Here is a 19,083-nt window from a genome sequence, read left to right as displayed (position 1 = left end):
TCGTTCCGGTTGTGCCCCGGCTCGCCGGATGTCGCCGCGGCCGTCCGTCCGCGCACCCGGCGGCGCTGGTGCACGTCCGCATGTTCCATCCTCGACTTCCCGCCTAGGAGATGACGTACTGTGCCACCTTCCCAGGGATCGGCGCACCCGCTGCGGCTGCTCGGTGTCTACGCCGCGCTGCTGGCCGTGATCTATGCGCTGGTGTTCTTCACCGGTGACAAGTCCCCGACACCCAAGCTCGGTATCGACCTGCAGGGCGGCACCCGCGTGACCCTGTCCGCGCGCACGCCGGACGGCAGCAAGCCGAGCCAGGACAGCCTGAAGAAGGCGCAGGACATCATCGAGAACCGGGTCAACGGCCTCGGTGTCGGCGGATCCGAGGTCGTCATCGACGGCGACAACATCGTGATCACCGTGCCCGGCGACGACGGGCAGCAGGCGCGCGCGCTGGCGACCACGGCCAAGCTCTACATCCGTCCCGTGCTGCAGGCCGTGCCCGCGGCGGGACGCGGCGCGACCCCGCAGACCGCGCCGGGCACCCAGCCCGCGCCCGCCGCGCAGCCGGAGACCACGCAGCCCGCCGCGCCGGAGACCACCGAGCCCGCGCCCGCCCCGCAGCAGCGCGTGTTCCCCGCTCAGCAGCCGACGCAGCCACCCACGAATCCCGGTCTGGAGCCCACCGAAGAGTCGACCAAGGAGATCCAGGCGGCCAAGGCCCTGCGCCAGAGCACCGACCAGTCGGTGCAGCAGGCCGCGCTGGCCACCATGGACTGTGGAAAGGCCGATCCGCTCGCGGGCAACGACGACCCGGCCCTTCCGCTGGTGACCTGCTCGACCGACGGCACCGAGGTCTTCCTGCTGGACAAGAGCCGCATCGACGGCCAGGAGATCAAGGACGCCACCTCGGGCCTGAACCAGCAGCAGGCCAGGCACGAGGTCTACCTGGACTTCAAGTCCGGCGGCAGTGACGCGTGGGCGTCGCTCACCGGTGAGTACGTCTACAAGCGGGTCGCGTTTGTGCTCGACTCGAAGGTGGTCAGCGCACCCGTCGTGCAGCAGGGCCCGCAGCAGGGTGGCCGCACCCAGATCTCCGGCAACTTCACCGCGACGTCGGCGAAGGAACTGGCGAACACGCTGAAGTACGGCTCGCTGCCGCTGTCGTTCCAGACCTCGGAAGCCGAGACGGTGTCCGCCACGCTCGGCCTGTCCTCGCTGAAGGCGGGCCTGCTCGCCGGCGCGGTCGGCCTGCTGGTGGTGCTGCTGTACTGCCTCCTGTACTACCGGATGCTCGGATTCGTCACCGGTCTGTCGCTGGTGGCATCGGGATTCGCGGTGTACGGCATCATGGTGCTGCTCGGGCGCTGGATCGGGTTCACGCTCGACCTCGCGGGCATCGCCGGTCTGATCATCGGTATCGGTATGACCGCCGACTCGTTCGTGGTGTTCTTCGAGCGCATCAAGGACGAGATGCGCGAGGGCCGCAGCTTCCGTTCCGCCGCTCCGCGCGGCTGGCAGCGTGCCCGCCGGACCATCCTGTCCGGCAACGCGGTCAGCTTCATCGCCGCGGCGGTGCTCTACATCCTGGCCGTCGGACAGGTCAAGGGCTTCGCGTTCACCCTCGGTCTCACCACGATCCTCGACGTGGTCGTGGTGTTCCTGGTCACCTCGCCGCTGGTGCTGCTCGCTTCGCGGACGGCGTTCTGGTCCAAGCCGTCGGTGAACGGCCTCGGCGCGATCCAGCAGGTCGCCCGCGAGCGGAAGGCGGCCGAGGCCGCACTCGGGAAGGCGTGAGGACGATGACCAACAGCCACACCACCCCGTCGCTCGACAAGACGAGCGCCACCGAGATCACCGACGTGTTCGCGGCGGTCGGCGACGCGCAGACCCCCAAGCACGGCTTCTTCAACCGCCTCTACACCGGCACCGGCGCGATCGACGTGATCGGCAAACGCCGGATGTGGTACATCATCACCGCCGCGATCGTGCTCGTCTCGCTGGGCAGCATCATCTTCCGCGGCTTCAACTTCGGCATCGACTTCGAGGGCGGTTCGCGCATCCAGTTCCCGGCGGGGAACGCGACCACCAGCGCGGTGGAGGATGTCTACCGCGGCGCGATCGGCACTGACCCGGTCTCGGTGCAGACCGTCGGCGCGGGCGGATCGGCCACCATGCTGATCCGGTCCGAGGCGCTGAACCAGAAGCAGGTCGAGGCGCTCAACAGCGCGCTGTTCGCCGAGTTCCAGCCGAAGGACAAGTCCGGCAACCCGAGCCGGGCCGCGATCAGCACCTCCGACGTCAGCGAGACCTGGGGCAGCCAGATCACACGCAAGGCGATCATCGCGCTCGCGGTGTTCCTCGTGCTCGTCGCGGGCTATATCGCGATCCGCTACGAGGCGCACATGGCCATCGCGGCGCTGGCGGCGCTGGCCTTCGACGTCACGGTCACCGCGGGCGTGTACTCACTGGTCGGGTTCGAGGTCACCCCGGCGACCGTGATCGGCATCCTGACCATTCTCGGCTTCTCGCTCTACGACTCCGTCGTCGTGTTCGACAAGGTGGAGGAGAACACCCACGGTATCCTGCACCTGACTCGGCGCACCTACGGCGAACAGGCCAACCTCGCGGTGAACCAGACGCTCATGCGCTCGATCAACACCGCCTTGATCGGCATTCTGCCGATCGTCGGGCTGATGGTGATCGCGGTGTGGATGCTGGGCGTCGGCACCCTGAAGGATTTGGCGCTGGTACAGCTGGTGGGTCTGCTGGTCGGCACGTACTCCTCGATCTTCTTCGCTACTCCGCTGCTGGTCTCGATCAAGGAACGCTGGGGGCCCGTGGCGGCGCACACGAAGAAGGTTCTGGCCAAGCGGGCCGGCGCGGCGAGCGCCCGTGCGGGCGTCGCGGCGGAGCGCCGGGCGAGCGTGGCAGCCGGGCGGGACTACGAAGAGGCGCCGCGCAAGCAGCGCGCGGCCGGGCAGGCGCCGCGACCCGGCGCGCGCCCGAGCGGCAAACGGCACAAGAGGCGGAACTGACACCAGGCAAGGGGTTTCATGCGACAGCCACGCAGTGCGGTACGACTGATCGGAGCGCTCGCTGCGGGGACGCTGGCCGCCGGGCTGATGGTCGGCTGCTCCAGCAAGAATCAGGTGCCCTCCATCGGCTACGCGACCGATGCCACCATCGCCACCTATAACGGCGCCAGCTCGCTCGGGGCGAGTTCCGGGTCCTCCGCGGTGTTCTCCCGGGTACTGACCGGCTTCTTCTACACCGGTCCGGACGGCCAGCAGGTCGCCGACACCGACTTCGGGACCGCCAAGGAGGTGCCGGGCGAGTCGCAGACCATCCAGTACCGCCTCAATCCCGACGGCGTGTACTCCGACGGTGTGCCGACCTCCTGCGACGACTTGGTCCTTGCTTGGGCCGCCCGCAGCGGGCGGTACACCAAACCCGGTGATCGGGGCCCCGTTCCGCTGTTCGACGCCGCGAGCACCAGCGGCTACGACGCCATCGAGCGGGTCGACTGCCAGCCCGGCTCGCGGGATGCCACGGTGGTGTTCCGGCCCGGCAGGCGGTACCTGCCGTGGCGAAACCTGTTCGCGGCTGGTGAGCTGATGCCCGCGCACGTCGCGGCCCGAGTGGCGAACGTGCCCAACGTGGTGTCGGCGTTGCAGACCGGCGATCCGAACGCCCTCGGCAGGATCGCGGAGTTCTGGAACACCGGATGGACCATTCCGGCCGACGGACGGCTCGACCTGTCGCGGTTCCCCTCGTCGGGGCCCTACCGCATCGAATCCTTCGGCAGCGAAGACGGTTTGGTGCTGGTGGCCAACGAGCGCTGGTGGGGAAACAAACCGGCGACCGGGCGGATCGTGGTGTGGCCGAAGACCTTCGACTTGAAGAAGAAGGTCGGCGACAACGCCGTCGGCGTGCTCGACGTCGGTGCGCACTCGGTGAAGGACCTGAATCTGAACGGATTCTCGGTGCAGACCCTGCCCGGCCGCGGCGCCGAGCAGTTGACGCTGTCCACCGGCGGGGTGTTCGCCTCGGTCGAGGCGCGCCGGGCGTTCGCGCTGTGCCTGCCGCGCCAGACGCTGTTCGACAAGCTCGGGAAGGTGCCGGACGCACCCAAGACCGGGCTCGGCTCCGGACCGCTGAACGCGCATGTGGTGCAACAGGATTCCCTGCTCTACCCGGCGGTCATCGGCGCGTCGAACAACTATTCCGGCGGTGATGTGGCGAACGCGACCAGGGCCGTCGCCGCCTCCGGCGCCCCGAATCCCACCGTCCGGATCGGCTACGCGGGTCCGGACGATCGGCGCGCGCAGACGGTCACCATGATCGCCGAGGCCTGCAAACCGGCGGGCATCACCGTGGTGGACGCCGGAGCCCCCGATTTCACTCCCGCCCGGCTCACCGAGGGCAAGGTCGACGCCGTCCTCGGCAGCACCGCGTCGGCCCCCGGTCCGGCGGGCTCGATCGGGGGAGTGGCCGCGACCAGCGCGTTGCGCACCGGTAACGGTCTCAATTTCGGACGGTACGGCAACGGCCGTTACGATGCGATCACCGATCAGCTCGGGGCCGACGACAGTTCGGCCGCACAGCTGAATCTGCTCACCGAGGCCGAGAACCTGCTGTGGGCGGAGCTGCCGAGCATTCCGTTGTTCGCCACCCCGCGCACGATCGCCTTCGGTAAGGGGTTGCGCAACGGGATCGCCGCCCCCAACCAGGCCGGAACCGGCTGGAACATGGACCGGTGGGTGCTCGAGCGGTGATAGACGGTGTGGGTGATGTGATCATGGAGAGGTGTCGATGAGCAAGCACGCGGCGATCGAGTCCGAGAATGTAGCCGCCGAACGGACCACCAGAGCCGCCGAGGTGGTCGACCGTTTGACCCGTTGGCACGACGACTTCCCCACGCCCGGTGTACGTTTCGCGGATCTCACCCCGGTGTTCGCCGACGCCGAGGGCTTCCGCGCCGTGGTCGATTGCCTGGCCGCGTGCGCACCCGACGCCGATCTGGTTGCCGGCGTCGACGCCCGTGGCTTCCTGCTCGGTGCGGGTGTCGCCGCGTCCCTCGGCACCGGCGTGCTCGCCGTCCGCAAAGCGGGCAAGCTGCCGCCGCCGGTGATCAGCCGGGAGTACAGCCTCGAATACGGCACCGCCGCGCTGGAGATTCCCGCGGACGGCCTCGACCTGACCGGCCGTCGCGTTCTGTTGCTGGACGACGTCCTCGCCACCGGCGGCACGCTCGCCGCCGCGGCCGAGCTCTTCAAGCAGGCGGGCGCCGAAGTGGCCGCCGCCGCGGTGGTGCTGGAACTCGGCTTCCTTGGCGGCCGCGCCCGGCAGGGCGACTACCCGCTGACCTCGATCGTTCAGCTCTGAGCCGACACCGGCCGTGCGCGGGGGCCGCCCGCGGGGAGCCGCTCGCAGCCTAATTCTGTTGCTCGCCACCGCGGCGACTGTCAGGATCGCGGCATGCGACCTGAGGAGCCGCCGCGCCGGATCCGGGCGGTCTACGACGAGCGGACGATCGTCGTCTATCAGGCCTACTCCCCGGAGATCGCCGAACCCGCCGTTGCCGCTGGGACTTTCGTCGAGCCGTTTCGCCGGGAGCGGATGACCTGGATCAAGCCCTCGTTCCTGTGGATGATGTATCGCTGCGGGTGGGCGAGCAAGCCCGGCCAGGAGCGGGTCTTGGCGGTGACGATCACCCGTGCCGGGTTCGAATGGGCGCTGGCGCATGCCTGCCTCAGCCATTACGACCGGAAGCTCCACCCCGATCGTGAGGTGTGGGCCGAGCGGTTGCGGGCGAGTCCGGTACGCGTCCAGTGGGATCCGGAACGTGACCTCGCGCATCGTCCGCTGGCGTACCGCTCCCTGCAAGTGGGCTTGGGCGGTATCGCCGTGGTGCATTTCCTCGACCGCTGGATCACCGGGATCCGCGATGTCACCGGGGAAGCGCGGCAGCTGCGGCAGTTGCTAGCGGACGGGAAGCTGGAGGCGGCGACTCGGGCCCTTCCCGAGGAGCGCCCCTATCCGTTGCCCGCGGCCGTCGCCGCCGCCATCGGCGCGTCGTCCTGACGAAGCGTGATCCGAATCGCACTGGCGCATCTGCCGAAGTTGTGATTAACCTGTAGAGGTCTTATTTCCGTTGATCGGAGTTCTGCCGTTGCTCATTTGAGGTAGCCACCGTGCGGCCCGCATTCGCGCGCCGTGTCTCGTCGCAACCTCTGGGAGCTGGCATGACCAATCTGTCTTTTTCCGATCTCACTTTCGGCTGGCCGGACGGCACCCCCGTTTTCGAGGGCCTCGACGCCGTGCTCGGCCCCGGTCACATCGGCCTGGTCGGCGGGAACGGTGCGGGTAAATCCACTTTGCTGCGGTTGATCGCGGGGGAGTTGAAGCCCGTTCGCGGGTCCGTCACGGTCGCCGGGCATCTCGGGTATCTGCGCCAGGACCTCGGTCTGGGCTTGGGGCAGCGCGTCGACGCGGTGCTGGGCATCGCGGAGGTGCGAAAAGCCTTGCACCGCATCGAATCCGGAGTCGGCAGCGAGGCCGACTTCGACTCGGTCGGCAACCAGTGGGATGTCGAGGAGCGGGCGTTGGCGCTGCTGGCCCGGCTCGGCCTGCACTATGTCGCCGACTCGGTGGAGCATCTCGATCGCACGCTCGACACCCTGTCCGGCGGCGAGACGGTGCTGCTCGGACTGGTCGCCGAGCTGCTCGCCGAGCCCGACGTGCTGTTGCTGGACGAACCGACGAACAACCTGGATCGGGTGGCTCGCGCGCGGCTCTACGAGGTGATCGGCCAATTCTCCGGCACGGTGCTCACGGTCAGCCACGACCGTGCGCTCCTGGATCGGATGGCGACCATCGCGGAGCTGCGCCACGGCGAACTCCGGTTGTTCGGCGGCAATTTCAGCGAATACGAGCGGATCGTCGCCGCCGAGCAGGAGGCCGCCCGCGCCGCGATCCGGGACGCGCGCAGCGATGTCCGCAAGCAGGCACGCGAACTCGTCGAGGCGCGCATCAAACTGGACCGCAGGCAGCGGTACGGGCAGAAGATGTGGGACCAGAAGCGGGAGCCGAAAATCGTGATGGGCGAACGCAAACGGCAGGCGCAGGTGTCCGCGGGCAAGTTGCGCAACAACCACATCGAAAAGTTGGACTCCGCCAAGGAACAGCTCGAGCAGGCCAAGGAGTTGTTGCGCGACGATCGGGAGATCCGGGTGGAGTTGCCCGACACGCGGCTGTATCCCGGTCAGGACGTCATCGAGCTGGACGGAGTCGAGCTGGCGTGCGGGCCGACGGTGGCGTTGCGGGTGTCCGGTCCGGAGCGGATCGCGTTGACCGGCCGCAACGGCGTCGGCAAGACGACGCTGCTGCGGCGCATCGTCGAGGAGGGGCCGAAGGTGCCGTGGCGGATGCTGCCGCAGCGCTTGGACGTCTTCGACGAGCGGAAGACGGTATTCGAGAATGTCGCCTCCACCGCGCCGCACGCCTCCGCGGAGCGGATCCGGGCGCAGCTGGCCCGCTTCCTGTTCCGCGGCGCGGACGCCGACGTCGCGGCGGCGGCGCTGTCCGGCGGTGAACGGTTGCGCGCGGCGCTGGCGATGCTGCTGCTGGCCGACCCCGCGCCGCGCCTGCTGCTACTGGACGAGCCGACCAACAACCTCGACCTGCCCAGCCTGGAGCACCTCACCCAGGCGCTGGCCGGCTTCGAGGGCGCGCTGATCGTGGTCAGCCACGATCCGCGCTTCCTCGACGACATCGGGGTGACCCGGCGTCTGGAACTCACCGCGGCGGGATTGACGGAGACGCTGGTGACCTGAGCCGCCGTCAGGTCAGCAGCGCCGAGAGCCGCTTCGGGGCGACGTGTCGGTAACCGTCCCGGACGATCTCGGCGACTTCGTCCCAGTCGGGTTCCACGTCCAGCCGGACGCCGATCCAGCCGCGGTGCCCGACGTAGGGCGGCACGAAGAACCGGGCGGGCTCGGCGGCGACCATTTCGGACTGCACGCCTAGGGGAGCCGGGCACCAGATCGTCGTACCCGGCTCCCGGTGCCGGTCCTCGAGGTAGTACACGAACGCCTTCTTCGCCGCCACGAAGAAGGTGGGGGAGCCGTGGCTGGGCCGTTCGGTGCTTTCCGGCAGATCCAGGCAGATCGCGCGGATTCGGGCGAGCGGGTCCACGAGTGGGAGTCTATGTGGCCTTGGCCGCACGCCGCATGAGGCCGGGATGCTTGGACAGGCCGAGCGCCAGGCGCACCGCGAGGTAGGTGAGCGTCAGCCACGGACGTAGGTGTGGCTGCAACGTGCGGATGCGGCCTTGGTCGTCGAGCCGCAGCACCAGCGCTTCGGTCAGCCGGAACGGTCCGATCCCGGCTTCGGCCAGCAGGACGCGCCGCGCGCCGTCGCCGATCTCCTCGGTCCACCGCAAGCCGGTGAGACTGCCGTACGCGGCGGAGAGCAGCACGCGCAGGTCGTCCCGGCCGCGGAAGACCAGTCGGCCGGACAGCGGTGAGATCAATTCGGCATCGGGCGCGAGTACCCGTGCCAGCGCATCCATGTCGCCGCTTTCGGTCGCGGATCGGAACTCGGTGATGGCGTCGGACATGCTGGTCAACCCCTTCGCTCGTCGCTGATTCCGAACCTAGGGCAAGTCACTTGCAAAAAGCAATGGACTAGACTGGGCAAATGCCCAAGGCCGCTTTCTCCGACATCGTTTGCTCGATCGCGCGCACGGTCGACGCGATGGGCGAGCGCTGGACGCCGTTGATCCTGCGCGATCTGTTCGTCGGCCTGACCCGCTTCGAGGATCTGCGTCGCGACCTCGGCATCGCTTCCAATGTGCTCGCCGCTCGTCTGGAGGTGCTGCGTGAGCACGGCATCGTGGAAAAGCGGGCGTACCAATCGAATCCGGCCCGCTACGAGTATCTGCTCACCGAACGTGGCCGTGACCTGTATCCGGTCCTCGCGATGCTGCTCACCTGGGGTGACAAATGGCTCGCGGGCACGGAAGGCCCGCCCGCCGTAGTGGTCCATCGCGAGTGCGGGCGGTCAACCTCGGGCGTGGTGGTGTGCCGGGAGTGCGGTGGGTCGCTCACCGCGGACAATGTCCGGTGGCTTTCCGGACCCGGTGGCAGGCAAGCGCCGGGAACGATGCTGATCGGGGGAGTGCTCGAAGCCGCAGACGCCGCGGACTGACCGAAGTCCGGCGGTGGAGGCCGCCACGGCGCTGTCCGGAGCCCGTCCCGATGCGGCGAACCTGAACCGGACGCCGGCGGCCATCCCGGGACTGGCGCGCACCGCCGAACGGCGTCGGGTCGAAGCGACCGGCCGGCCTGCGGCGGTGTGGGCGTTCGGCGCACCCGAGTGAATCGGAGCACCCGCCCGCGGGACGCTCGCGCGGTCGTTCCTCGAGGGCGTGCACCGGATTCGCGAGACAACGATCGAGGGCGCCGCGACACTCCGGTCAGCGGCGCGGCGCGTACATGATGACCGTGACGCCGACCAGGCAGATCGCCGCACCGAGGTAGTCCCAGCGATCGGGGCGGAACTTGTCCACCAGCATGCCCCAGGCCAGCGAGCCCGCGACGAAGACACCGCCGTAGGCGGCCAGGATGCGGCCGAAGTTCGGGTCCGGCTGGAAGGTGGCGACAAATCCGTAGACGCCGAGCGCGAGCACGCCCGCGGCGATCCAGACGACGCCGCGCTGTTCTCGCCAGCCCTGCCACACCAGCCAGGCACCGCCGATTTCGGCGAGCGCGGCGAGGGCGAACAGCAGCAGTGAACGGGCGACGATCATGGCGGGGACGGTACTTGCTCGCGGTCCGCCGGACGTCGCGAGCCCGGCCCGACCTCGTAGACGGCGTAGGCGCGCCGCAGTACCGGGTAGGAGACGTTGCGTACCGGCACGCCGCCCTGGGTGCGGCCGAATTCGGTACCGCCATGGGCATGTCCGTGGACGGCGAGCACCGCCCCGCCCGCGTCGACCGCCTCGGCCAGATCATGGCAACCCAGGCCGGGGTAGATCTTCGGCGGTTCCCCGGCCAGGGTGTCGACGACGGGCGCGAAATGCGTGAGCGCGATGCGAGTTTCGCAGTCGATCCGGCCGAGTGCCCGGCGTAGGCGAAGGGCGTCGACCGGTCCGCGCCGCATGCGAGCGCGGTGTTCGGCGGACCCCTCGTCCGGTGTGCCGGGATGGCCGGGGAAGCCACCGCTGCCGCCCATGACTCCGGCGACGCCGAGCCGAATGCCGTTGATCTCGAGACAGATCGAAGTGCCGTCGAGTACGTGGACGCCCACCGTGGTGAGCCGTGCCGCGATCAGGTCGCCCGATTCGTCGTCATGGTCGTGATTGCCGAGTACGGCGACCACCGGCACGGGAAGACTTTCGAGTTCCGCGCACAGCAGATCGGCTTGCGAGCGGGTGCCGCCATCGGTGAGATCGCCTGCGAGCAAAAGGACATCGGCGGCTTCGGACAGGCGCAGGAAGTCCGGACGAAAACGCCCGGCCACGGCCGCGTGCATATGCAGGTCGCCGACGGCCGCGACGCGAATGCGCTCGGCGGTGCGCGCTGGGGTCACAACGGCCAGCCAGCCATACCGGCGAAGGGCGTGTCAAGCGACGGCGCGAAGCACGTCCGCGACGGCCGACCGGGGCGAAGCAGGAAACTCCGCGTTCACCCGACAGCGACCCACCGTGAGATCGGTATATAGCTGTTGGCTATTCCTTGTTCAAGGGCTGTTCAGTGAGACTACGGGCAGTGTGGCGTCCGATGAAACGTCCATGAACACTGCCGCGTCGGACTATCGCGCGCGCCGGTCGCTCCCGCATGGTCGCGATATGAGCGGAGCGCAACTGCTGTCGAAAGTCGTTGCCACCGCGGCGGCTGTGTTCCTCCCACTCTCCGCCGCGGCCGGAGTCGCGCAGGGCGAGGCGCCCGCGGCCAAAGTGGTCGTGATCGGGTTGGACGGCTTGATGTACGGCAAGGTCGAGCAGGCGCAGGCGCCTAATCTGCTGCGGCTGAGCGGCGAGGGCTTGCTCAGCCGTTCGTCCATCGCCCCGCACATCACCATCTCCGGTCCGTCCTGGGCCACCGTGCTGACCGGCGTGTGGGATCGCAAGCACGGCATCACGGACAACCAGTTCACCGCCGCGCCGTTCGCGCGGTACCCCACGGTGTTCACCCAACTCGAACGCGCTCGGCCCGCGTCGAAGTCCCAGTCCATCGCCACCTGGGACCAGATCGCCACGATGACCGGCAGCGGCAGCCCGCGCGCCGACGTCGTGGTCTCCACCGCGCCCGTGCCGGACGATCCGGACGAGTCGCGCACCGACGCCGCCACCGCCGACGCCGTGGCGTCCGCGATCGGCAGGTTCGCGCCCGACCTGCTGTTCACCCACCTGGACCAGGTGGACCACGCCGGTCACGGCGCGGGTGGCGCCTCGCGCGCCTACCTCGACGCGGTGCGGCGCATCGATGTCCTGGTCGGACGCATCGTCGCCGCGGTGGACGCCCGCGCCGCCGCCCACCCCGCCGAGCGGTGGACCGTCCTGGTCACCGCCGACCACGGCCACACCCCCGAAGGCGGGCACGGCGGCCAGTCCTCGGACGAGACGACCAACTTCGTCATCGCTCGCGGCCCGGACTTCCGGCCCGGCGCCACCAGTACCCGAGCCACCCTGGTCGACATCACCCCGACCGTGCTCGACCTGCTCGACGTCGCTCCCGCCGCCGATCTCGACGGTCGCTCGCTTCGTTCCGAGCCCGGCTCCGACCGGACGCCGTTCGCCGGATCCCAGCCCGCCGCCATTCGCTGACCGCGCCTGTCTCGCCTCGGCTCGTAGTTCTCGCCCCAGCGGTTCGGGCATCACGCCTCATCGGGTAAAAGCGCTGGTCAAGTGAATGAATCTCGCTGCGGAGAGCGTCGCGTGCGCAGGGAGGCTACCGAGCGCCGCGCTCCGTATGTGTCCGAAATACGACGGTGGAAGAGGGTGGCCGGGACCCCTGCGCGCCCGCGCCGGTTCGTCGTCCCGGCACTCCGGCGCGCATCCTTCCTCAGCAGAGCGGACGTGGGTGCTCCGCCCGGACTAAAGTTGGTGGTCCGGGAGGTTGCACCGGTCGGATAGGGTGGTCCGATCGAGGCGCGGAGAGGTGGTGGCATGACTCAGCATCTGGGCGAGGCGAAGGTCGAGCAATCGACGTCGGGCCCGCGGTCGAACGGTGCGGGCGCCACCGACGCCGCGCAGACCCCGAAATCGCCGGAGTCGGCGAACGCGACCCCGCCGCGTCAGCCCGGCACCTCTTCCGCCGTTCCGACCTCGGCTTCGCGCCGGGTGCGAGCCCGTCTGGCCCGCCGCATGACCGGGCAGCGCGGTATCGCGGCGGTCAAGCCGGTGCTGGAGCCGCTGGCCACCGTGCACCGCGAGCTGTACCCGAAGGCGAACCTGACGCTGCTGCAACGCGCGTTCGATGTGGCCGACGAGCGGCACAAGCATCAGTTCCGCAAATCGGGTGACCCCTACATCACCCATCCGCTCGCCGTGGCGAACATTCTCGCCGAACTCGGCATGGACACCACCACGCTGGTGGCCGCGCTGCTGCACGACACGGTCGAAGACACCGGCTACAGCCTCGAACAGCTCACCCAGGACTTCGGCTCCGAGGTCGCGCACCTCGTCGACGGCGTCACCAAGCTGGACAAGGTCAACCTGGGCGCGGCCGCCGAGGCCGAGACGATCCGCAAGATGATCATCGCGATGGCCCGCGACCCGCGTGTCCTGGTGATCAAGGTGGCCGACCGGCTGCACAACATGCGCACCATGCGTTTCCTGCCGCCGGAGAAGCAGGCCAAGAAGGCCAAGGAAACGCTGGAAGTCATCGCACCGCTCGCCCATCGCCTCGGCATGGCGACGGTGAAGTGGGAGCTGGAGGACCTCGCCTTCGCGATCCTGCACCCGAAGAAATACGACGAGATCGTCCGGCTGGTCGCCGACCGCGCGCCCTCGCGCGACACCTACCTGGCGAAGGTGCGGGCCGAGATCGTCAACACGCTGGCCGCGTCCCGGATCAACGCGATCGTCGAGGGCCGCCCGAAGCATTACTGGTCGATCTACCAGAAGATGATCGTCAAGGGTAAGGACTTCGACGACATCCACGACCTGGTGGGCATCCGCATCCTGTGCGACGAGGTGCGCGACTGCTACGCGGCCGTCGGCGTGGTGCACTCGCTGTGGCAACCCATGGCGGGACGGTTCAAGGACTACATCGCCCAGCCGCGCTACGGCGTCTACCAGTCGCTGCACACCACCGTGGTCGGGCCGGACGGCAAGCCGCTGGAGGTGCAGATCCGCACCCAGGACATGCACCGCACCGCGGAGTTCGGCATCGCCGCGCACTGGCGCTACAAGGAGACCAGGGGCAAACACTCCAACGACACCGCCGAGGTCGACGACATGGCGTGGATGCGCCAGCTGTTGGACTGGCAGCGTGAGGCCGCCGACCCCGCCGAGTTCCTGGAGTCGCTGCGCTTCGACCTGAAATCGCCGGAGATCTTCGTGTTCACGCCGAAGGGTGACGTGATCACGCTGCCGCAGAAGTCGACGCCGGTGGACTTCGCCTACGCCGTGCACACCGAGGTGGGGCACCGTTGCATCGGCGCCAGGGTGAACGGGCGCCTGGTCGCGCTGGAGCGTCAGCTGGAGAACGGCGAGGTCGTCGAGGTGTTCACCTCGAAGGCGCAGAACGCGGGACCCAGCCGCGACTGGCAGAACTTCGTGGTGTCGCCGCGCGCCAAGGCCAAGATTCGCCAATGGTTCGCCAAGGAGCGTCGCGAGGAGGCGCTGGAGAGCGGCAAGGAGCAGATCTCCAAGGAAGTCCGTCGCGTCGGGCTGCCGCTGCAGCGGTTGATGAGCGTCGACGCGATGACCGCCGTCGCCCACGAACTGCACTACACCGACATCTCCACGCTCTATACCGCCGTCGGCGAGCACCAGGTCTCCGCGCACCACGTGGTGCAGCGGCTGATGGCGCAGCTCGGCGGCATCGGCGACGTGGAGAACGAGCTGGCCGAACGCTCCACCCCGTCGACGACACCGAGCAGGCAGCGGGTCACCGGCGACGCGGGCGTGCTGATCCCCGGCGCTCCCGGCACGGTCGCCAAGCTGGCGAAGTGCTGCACTCCGGTGCCCGGCGACGAGATCATGGGCTTCGTGACCCGCGGTGGCGCGGTGAGCGTGCACCGTACCGACTGCACCAACGCCGGCTCCCTGCGTGAGCAGGCCGAACGGATCATCGAGGTGTCCTGGGCCCCGTCGCCGTCCTCGGTGTTCCTGGTCGCCATCCAGATCGAGGCGCTCGACCGCACGCGGCTGCTGTCCGACGTGACCAAGGTGCTGGCCGATGAGAAGGTCAACATCCTGTCCGCCTCGGTGGCCACGCACGGCGACCGGGTGGCGATCAGCAAGTTCACCTTCGAGATGGGCGATCCGAAACACTTGGGGCACTTGCTGAACGTGGTGCGCAACGTGGAGGGCGTCTACGACGTCTACCGCGTCACCTCCGCGGCCTGACGCGCGCGAACCCTTCGAGTAGCTGTCAATTAGCTCTTATCGCAAGGGTTTCCGCTTGCCGCCAACTCGGCTCCAGGGGTTGCCATTCGGGGCGCGATGCCGGAAACTTGTCGGACCCTTCCCCGGAACGCGCCACTGCGTGTCGCGTTCAACTCGGTGTGTCGTGGAAGTTTTCCGTCGATGCGGCAGTAATAGCCGTAATCTGTTACGGTCTATTGCGTTTCATGGCGTTGAGGTAGCTGCGGCTGACGACTTGATTGCGGATCGCTATGACTGGATACTCGGCAAGACTCTCGGGGATGCTGGTAGCACTCGCCGTGGCTGTGGCGACCGCCGGTGTCGCCGCGGCTGAGCCGTCGAATCCTGTTGGCCCGTCGACGAAGATCCGTCTCACGACCTGTCCCGCGTTGTACGCCTTGGGCATTCAAGGAACGGGTGAATCGTCGCCGGATGCCGCGCCCACCACCGACACCGGAATGCTTTCCACCGTGTTCCGCCCGATGATGGCGAAAGCTCCGGACACCGGACTCGTCGATCGGGCTTACGTGCCATACGAATCCGGCTTCGGCGGTGCGACAGCCGGTGGCGCGGCGCCGTATTCGGAATCCGTGGCCGGCGGCCTGGCCCGTCTGCGGAGCATGGCCGGGACCGTTGCCGAGGCTTGCCCGAACAGCCGGTTCGCGGTCGTCGGTTATTCGCAGGGCGCGCACGTCGCCTCGATGTTCGCCCAGGAGGTCGGCCAAGGGCACGGTGCGCTGCCCGCCGAAAAGGTCGCCGCGGTCGCGTTGTTCGGCGACCCGACCCGCAATCCCGGTGCGCCGCTTTTTCCCGGCGCGCCCGGCAAGGCGACGCCGGACCCCGCGCCGGGAACCTCGGGGGACCGGCTGGTGTCCATCGCCGCACTGCCGCAGGCGCCCGCCACCGGCGGCGGCATCGGCCCGGAACGAGACAAGGCCGCGAATTTCGGGGCGCTCACCGGCCGGGTGGCGAGTTTCTGCGCGGCGGGGGATCTCGCCTGCGACGCCCCGGACGGCGCGCCCATCCTGAAGGCGGTCGCCAACGTGGCGGGCCAGTCCAAGCTCAGCGGCGGCGACCCGATCGCCTCACTGGTATCGATCGCGCAGGCGCTGGCGTTCACCTCCATCAAGACCGCGACCGAAGTGGTCAACGGCGACATCCAGGGCAATTCGCTGGCCACCCTGTCGATCTCGCCGCAGAAGTCGATCTCGCAGCGCCTCGCCGACGCCTCGGATCCACGAACTCCGCTGAATCTGCCCGCCGCGCTGCAGGCGCTGCTGAAAGTCGGCATGATCGGTTTGAACTCGGTGATCGCGATGGTCCGGACGGTGATCGCCCCGGCGAACATCGCCGAGCTCGCCACCGCGGGCCTGGCGAATCCGCCCGCCGCCCTGCTGTCGCTCGGCGTCAAGCTGCTCGGCGCTATTCCGCAGCTGATCCCGCCGACCACCGGCGTCCGTCTGGTCACCCAGGCGTTCGACGCGGTGGTGCAGAACATCACCGACAACAGCGAGCTGCTGAACACGACCACGTGGGTGCGCTACTGGGACACCGTGCAGCGTCACACCGCTTACACCAGCGCGACCGTCTCGGCGAACGGTGACGCTCCCACCCAGTTCGTGGCCGACTGGTTCGCGGCGATCGCTCGCGACATCGCCGACGCCTTCGGCAGCAAGGCCGAGCCGAGGGCCGTGCTGGAGAAGCAGCCGACCGGATTCTTCGGGGACGGCTCCGGCGCGTCTCCCACGCCGAGTTCGTCCGGTACGGGACAATTTCCGTTCGGGACAGGAGCCGACGGCGCCTCATCCAGCGGCGTGACGTCGATTCCGCCCACCGACCGAACCGGCACACCCAACACCTACCCGTTCTCCACGAACTGATCGCCGAGAGGGTCCGACGATGCGATACTGCGTGCCCTGCTCTGCGGGAATGGGGGAATGTTGAAGTCGTACAAACAGCTTTCCCGCTGGTACGGCGCTCTCGAGCCGGCGGTCGGAACGCCAGAGGCGGGCAAGCCGGATGAGGCGGACACCATTGCCCCGGCAGACGACGACGCGCCTTCGCGCTATCCGGACTACATCCGCGACGACACCGAGCCGTGGCAGCGCAAGCCCGAGGAGGTCCTGTCGGATCTGCCCGCGCAGCGCAGCGAATTCACCGGCGGGTGGTCGGATTGGGTGGTGACCGGCCGGGCGCCCGGCCCCGACGACGACTACGTCGCGCCGCGGCAAACCGATCCGGTCAAGTTGCCGTGGGCCGACGACGACACACCCGAGCCGGTCGAGCGGCCGCGCCCTGCGGCGTCGCGTGCGCTGCGCCAAGCCGCCCGCGACCATCCGGCGGTGCGCCGAGCCCGGCTGCTGCTCATCGGGATAGCGGCGGTGCTGATCATCGCCGTCGCCGCGGTGTGCGTGCTGCTGCTGCTGCGCTCCGCCGCCGGTCGCGCCGCGCTGCCCAAGGACTCACATGGGTCCGCGTCGGTGCAGCTCACCGTCGGCGGTGTGCACGCGGGCGGCGACCCGCGCGCGGTGAGCGCGGGCGCCTGCCCGACCGAGCGCAGTGACGCGATCGTGCGCAGCGCGGAGCCGGGCGGCACGGGCTCCGGGCCCGACGCGGTGCTGTCGTTCCAGTACGCGTACTACGTCGAACGTTCGGGGGACCGCGCCCGCGCGGCCGTCGCTCCGGACGCCGACGTCCAGCCCGCCTGGGTCATCCAGCGGGGCATCGACTCCGTCCCGATCGGCACGACGCACTGCGTGCGGATCGTGACGGTCGCGGACAACCGGTATTCGGTGGAAGTCACCGAGTACCGGCCCGGCGGCGCGCCCGCCACGTACAACAGGCAGACGGTCACCACCGCGGTGATCGACGGCCGCACCCTGATCACGGGTATCACGGCCGGATAAAGGAGAGCAGAGGCGATGGGAGAGGACTGGAGCCGCTGGCTCGACGATGCGCCCGGGGAGGGCGCGGCGTCGAGCCGGCCGGTGCGTTCGAAGGCTCCGGTAGTGCGGTTGCGGCGCGGCAAGGGTGACGGTTCCGATGCGGATCGTCCGGCGCAGCGGCCGATCCTGGTGGTCGGTGGATGCGGTGGTGCGGGTACCACGACGACGGCATTGGGTTTGGCGGGTGAGATGGGCACGGGTGGAACGCCGACAGTCGCGGTGGACGCCACTTCGGCGGGCAGTGATCTCGCGCTGCGTGGCGCGGACGAGCATCTGCACCCGATCAGTTTGCAGTCCTGGTTGTACGGACGCGGTGACGACGAGCCCGCGCCGTTGAAGGAGTGCCTGTCGCGGGCGACCTCGGGCGTCGGCCTGCTGTGGCGCGATGCCGCGCCGCTGCGCAGGCGTGCGACCTATCTCACGGTCGCCCGCGCGGTGCGCGACGCCGGATACACCGGCGTCTACGACGGGGGGCATCCGATTGCCGCCCGGCAACTGCTTCCCTTGCTCGACGACGCGGAAGTCGCTCTGGTACTTGCCATTCCGGCGCGCAACGATGCGGCCAACCGGCTGCGGGTCGCCCTGGAATGGCTCGACGACCAGTTCGGTGACGCCGAGGAAGGACACGGCGGCGGCATCGTCGGCGACACCACCATCGTCATCTCGCACCAGTATCCCGGCGACGACTCCCGGGTAGCGGATCATTTGCGCCAGCACCTGTCCGGCTGGGTTCGCGATATCAGGGAGATTCCCTACGATCCGCATCTGGCCCGTGGTGAACTCGTGCGGCACTCCTCGTTGGCGGACGAGACGCGCCGGGCGTATGGGCGCCTGCTCGCCGGGGTGGCATCATGACCGCCGCCATGATTTTTCCGCGTCAGCCCGATCCCGCGCCCGCCGGTGTGATCGCCCCGCCGGAGTCCCGCCGTGCCGCCGTCTGGGACCGTCCCGTACCGGGTGTCGGCCGTGCGCCGCTGGTCTGGCTGCTGGGTGTGCACGGCGGAGCGGGAGCCAGTACCCTCGCGCATGTGCTTGCGCCCGCGGCGGATTCGGGCCGCCGCTGGCCCGGCGTCTTCGACCGCGAAAGCCCGTTCGTCGTCCTGGTCGCCAGGGAGACCATCGCCGGTCTGTCTCGCGCGCACGATCTTCTGCGCCAACATCTTTCGGGTTTCGCCGGTCCTTCCGACGTGCTCGGCCTGATCACCGTCGCCGCCAGGCCAGGACGGATGGCTCCCGAGATCCGGCGCTACCGAGACGTGGTCGGCTCCCTGGCCGGACAGGTGTGGCAGGTGCCGTGGTACGAGGAGTGGACACTGGTCGAACCGGAGCAGCTGCCGGTGTGGTCGCCCGGTGACCTGGTGCCATCGAGGAAACGCAAGCTAGATCTGCTGGAGGAAGTCCCGCTCGATGTCCGGGAGCTCGGCGCCGACATCGTGGCGGCAGCTCGGACGGCACTGGAGGAGGCCGGCTACGACCGCGGGTCTCCGGATCTTCGCAAGCCGTCCGATGAGTGAACGTCCGCATCGCATCGGCGACCACCAC

17 protein-coding genes are annotated in these 19,083 nt (G+C 69.0%); 13 read left to right on the top strand and 4 right to left on the bottom strand.

The features are described 5' to 3' along the window. The first annotated feature begins 120 nt into the window (after window positions 1–120). The 6 genes from secD to ACWESM_RS00575 all read left to right on the top strand — a co-directional run bounded on the left by secD (window position 121) and on the right by ACWESM_RS00575 (window position 7,832). Window positions 121–1,791, top strand: a complete 1,671-nt coding sequence (secD, locus tag ACWESM_RS00600; RefSeq protein WP_364425914.1) for a protein translocase subunit SecD — start codon at window positions 121–123, stop codon at window positions 1,789–1,791. Window positions 1,792–1,796: 5 nt separating this feature from the next. Next, a complete protein-coding gene (gene secF, locus ACWESM_RS00595) occupies window positions 1,797–3,032 on the top strand; it encodes a protein translocase subunit SecF (protein ID WP_355070482.1) in 1,236 nt (411 codons plus the stop codon). 18 nt (window positions 3,033–3,050) lie between these two features. Then, entirely contained in the window at window positions 3,051–4,772 is a 1,722-nt protein-coding gene (locus ACWESM_RS00590; RefSeq protein ID WP_364425911.1) for an ABC transporter substrate-binding protein, read from the top strand. Window positions 4,773–4,809: 37 nt separating this feature from the next. Next, window positions 4,810–5,382 carry an adenine phosphoribosyltransferase gene (locus tag ACWESM_RS00585; protein WP_355070486.1) on the top strand — a complete coding sequence of 191 codons (573 nt, stop codon included), beginning with the start codon at window positions 4,810–4,812 and terminating at the stop codon, window positions 5,380–5,382. Window positions 5,383–5,475: 93 nt separating this feature from the next. Continuing rightward, window positions 5,476–6,081: a DUF4291 domain-containing protein gene (locus ACWESM_RS00580; protein WP_364425908.1), complete on the top strand. Its 606-nt coding sequence runs from the start codon at window positions 5,476–5,478 to the stop codon at window positions 6,079–6,081. 161 nt (window positions 6,082–6,242) lie between these two features. Beyond that, a complete protein-coding gene (locus ACWESM_RS00575; protein ID WP_364425906.1) occupies window positions 6,243–7,832 on the top strand; it encodes an ABC-F family ATP-binding cassette domain-containing protein in 1,590 nt (529 codons plus the stop codon). 7 nt (window positions 7,833–7,839) lie between these two features. On the opposite strand, the gene ACWESM_RS00570 is transcribed toward ACWESM_RS00575, so the two are convergent. Together ACWESM_RS00570 and ACWESM_RS00565 are read right to left on the bottom strand one after the other, a co-directional pair. Continuing rightward, window positions 7,840–8,193, bottom strand: a complete 354-nt coding sequence (locus ACWESM_RS00570) for an MmcQ/YjbR family DNA-binding protein (RefSeq protein ID WP_452490560.1) — start codon at window positions 8,191–8,193, stop codon at window positions 7,840–7,842. 10 nt (window positions 8,194–8,203) lie between these two features. Next, the gene (locus tag ACWESM_RS00565; RefSeq protein ID WP_356961648.1) at window positions 8,204–8,617 is read right to left on the bottom strand and encodes a nuclear transport factor 2 family protein; all 414 of its coding nucleotides are present in this window, start codon (window positions 8,615–8,617) and stop codon (window positions 8,204–8,206) included. An 80-nt stretch (window positions 8,618–8,697) separates the two neighbouring features. Here ACWESM_RS00565 and ACWESM_RS00560 point away from each other — a divergent pair, with 80 nt between their 5' ends. After that, the gene (locus tag ACWESM_RS00560; protein ID WP_364425901.1) at window positions 8,698–9,207 is read left to right on the top strand and encodes a winged helix-turn-helix transcriptional regulator; all 510 of its coding nucleotides are present in this window, start codon (window positions 8,698–8,700) and stop codon (window positions 9,205–9,207) included. 268 nt (window positions 9,208–9,475) lie between these two features. Here the strand turns inward: ACWESM_RS00560 and ACWESM_RS00555 are convergent, their stop codons facing one another. Continuing rightward, window positions 9,476–9,808, bottom strand: a complete 333-nt coding sequence (locus ACWESM_RS00555; RefSeq protein ID WP_355070497.1) for a YnfA family protein — start codon at window positions 9,806–9,808, stop codon at window positions 9,476–9,478. Continuing rightward, window positions 9,805–10,590 (bottom strand): metallophosphoesterase family protein, encoded by a 786-nt coding sequence (locus tag ACWESM_RS00550; protein ID WP_452490558.1) that lies wholly within the window; start codon window positions 10,588–10,590, stop codon window positions 9,805–9,807. The genes ACWESM_RS00555 and ACWESM_RS00550 overlap by 4 nt, the downstream gene beginning before the upstream one ends. A gap of 259 nt (window positions 10,591–10,849) precedes the next feature. Between ACWESM_RS00550 and ACWESM_RS00545 the strand changes: the two genes are divergently transcribed. The 6 genes from ACWESM_RS00545 (at window position 10,850) to ACWESM_RS00520 (ending at window position 19,055) form a co-directional block, all read left to right on the top strand. After that, on the top strand, window positions 10,850–11,827 hold the full coding sequence (locus tag ACWESM_RS00545) for an alkaline phosphatase family protein (RefSeq protein ID WP_452490556.1): 978 nt from the start codon (window positions 10,850–10,852) through the stop codon (window positions 11,825–11,827). Between the two features lie 342 nt (window positions 11,828–12,169). Beyond that, window positions 12,170–14,578 (top strand): RelA/SpoT family protein, encoded by a 2,409-nt coding sequence (locus ACWESM_RS00540; protein WP_364425894.1) that lies wholly within the window; start codon window positions 12,170–12,172, stop codon window positions 14,576–14,578. Window positions 14,579–14,877: 299 nt separating this feature from the next. Next, complete coding sequence (locus ACWESM_RS00535; RefSeq protein WP_452490553.1) at window positions 14,878–16,476, top strand: cutinase family protein; 1,599 nt, start codon at window positions 14,878–14,880, stop codon at window positions 16,474–16,476. A gap of 57 nt (window positions 16,477–16,533) precedes the next feature. Beyond that, entirely contained in the window at window positions 16,534–17,502 is a 969-nt protein-coding gene (locus ACWESM_RS00530; protein WP_452490551.1) for a hypothetical protein, read from the top strand. A gap of 15 nt (window positions 17,503–17,517) precedes the next feature. After that, window positions 17,518–18,396 carry a MinD/ParA family ATP-binding protein gene (locus ACWESM_RS00525; RefSeq protein ID WP_355070507.1) on the top strand — a complete coding sequence of 293 codons (879 nt, stop codon included), beginning with the start codon at window positions 17,518–17,520 and terminating at the stop codon, window positions 18,394–18,396. After that, entirely contained in the window at window positions 18,393–19,055 is a 663-nt protein-coding gene (locus tag ACWESM_RS00520; protein ID WP_364425887.1) for a DUF6668 family protein, read from the top strand. Before ACWESM_RS00525 ends, ACWESM_RS00520 begins: the two co-directional genes overlap by 4 nt. Window positions 19,056–19,083 lie beyond the last annotated feature (28 nt).

The organism is Nocardia sp. NPDC003999 (genome assembly GCF_053604885.1).
This window is presented reverse-complemented; position numbering and strand designations above follow the sequence as displayed.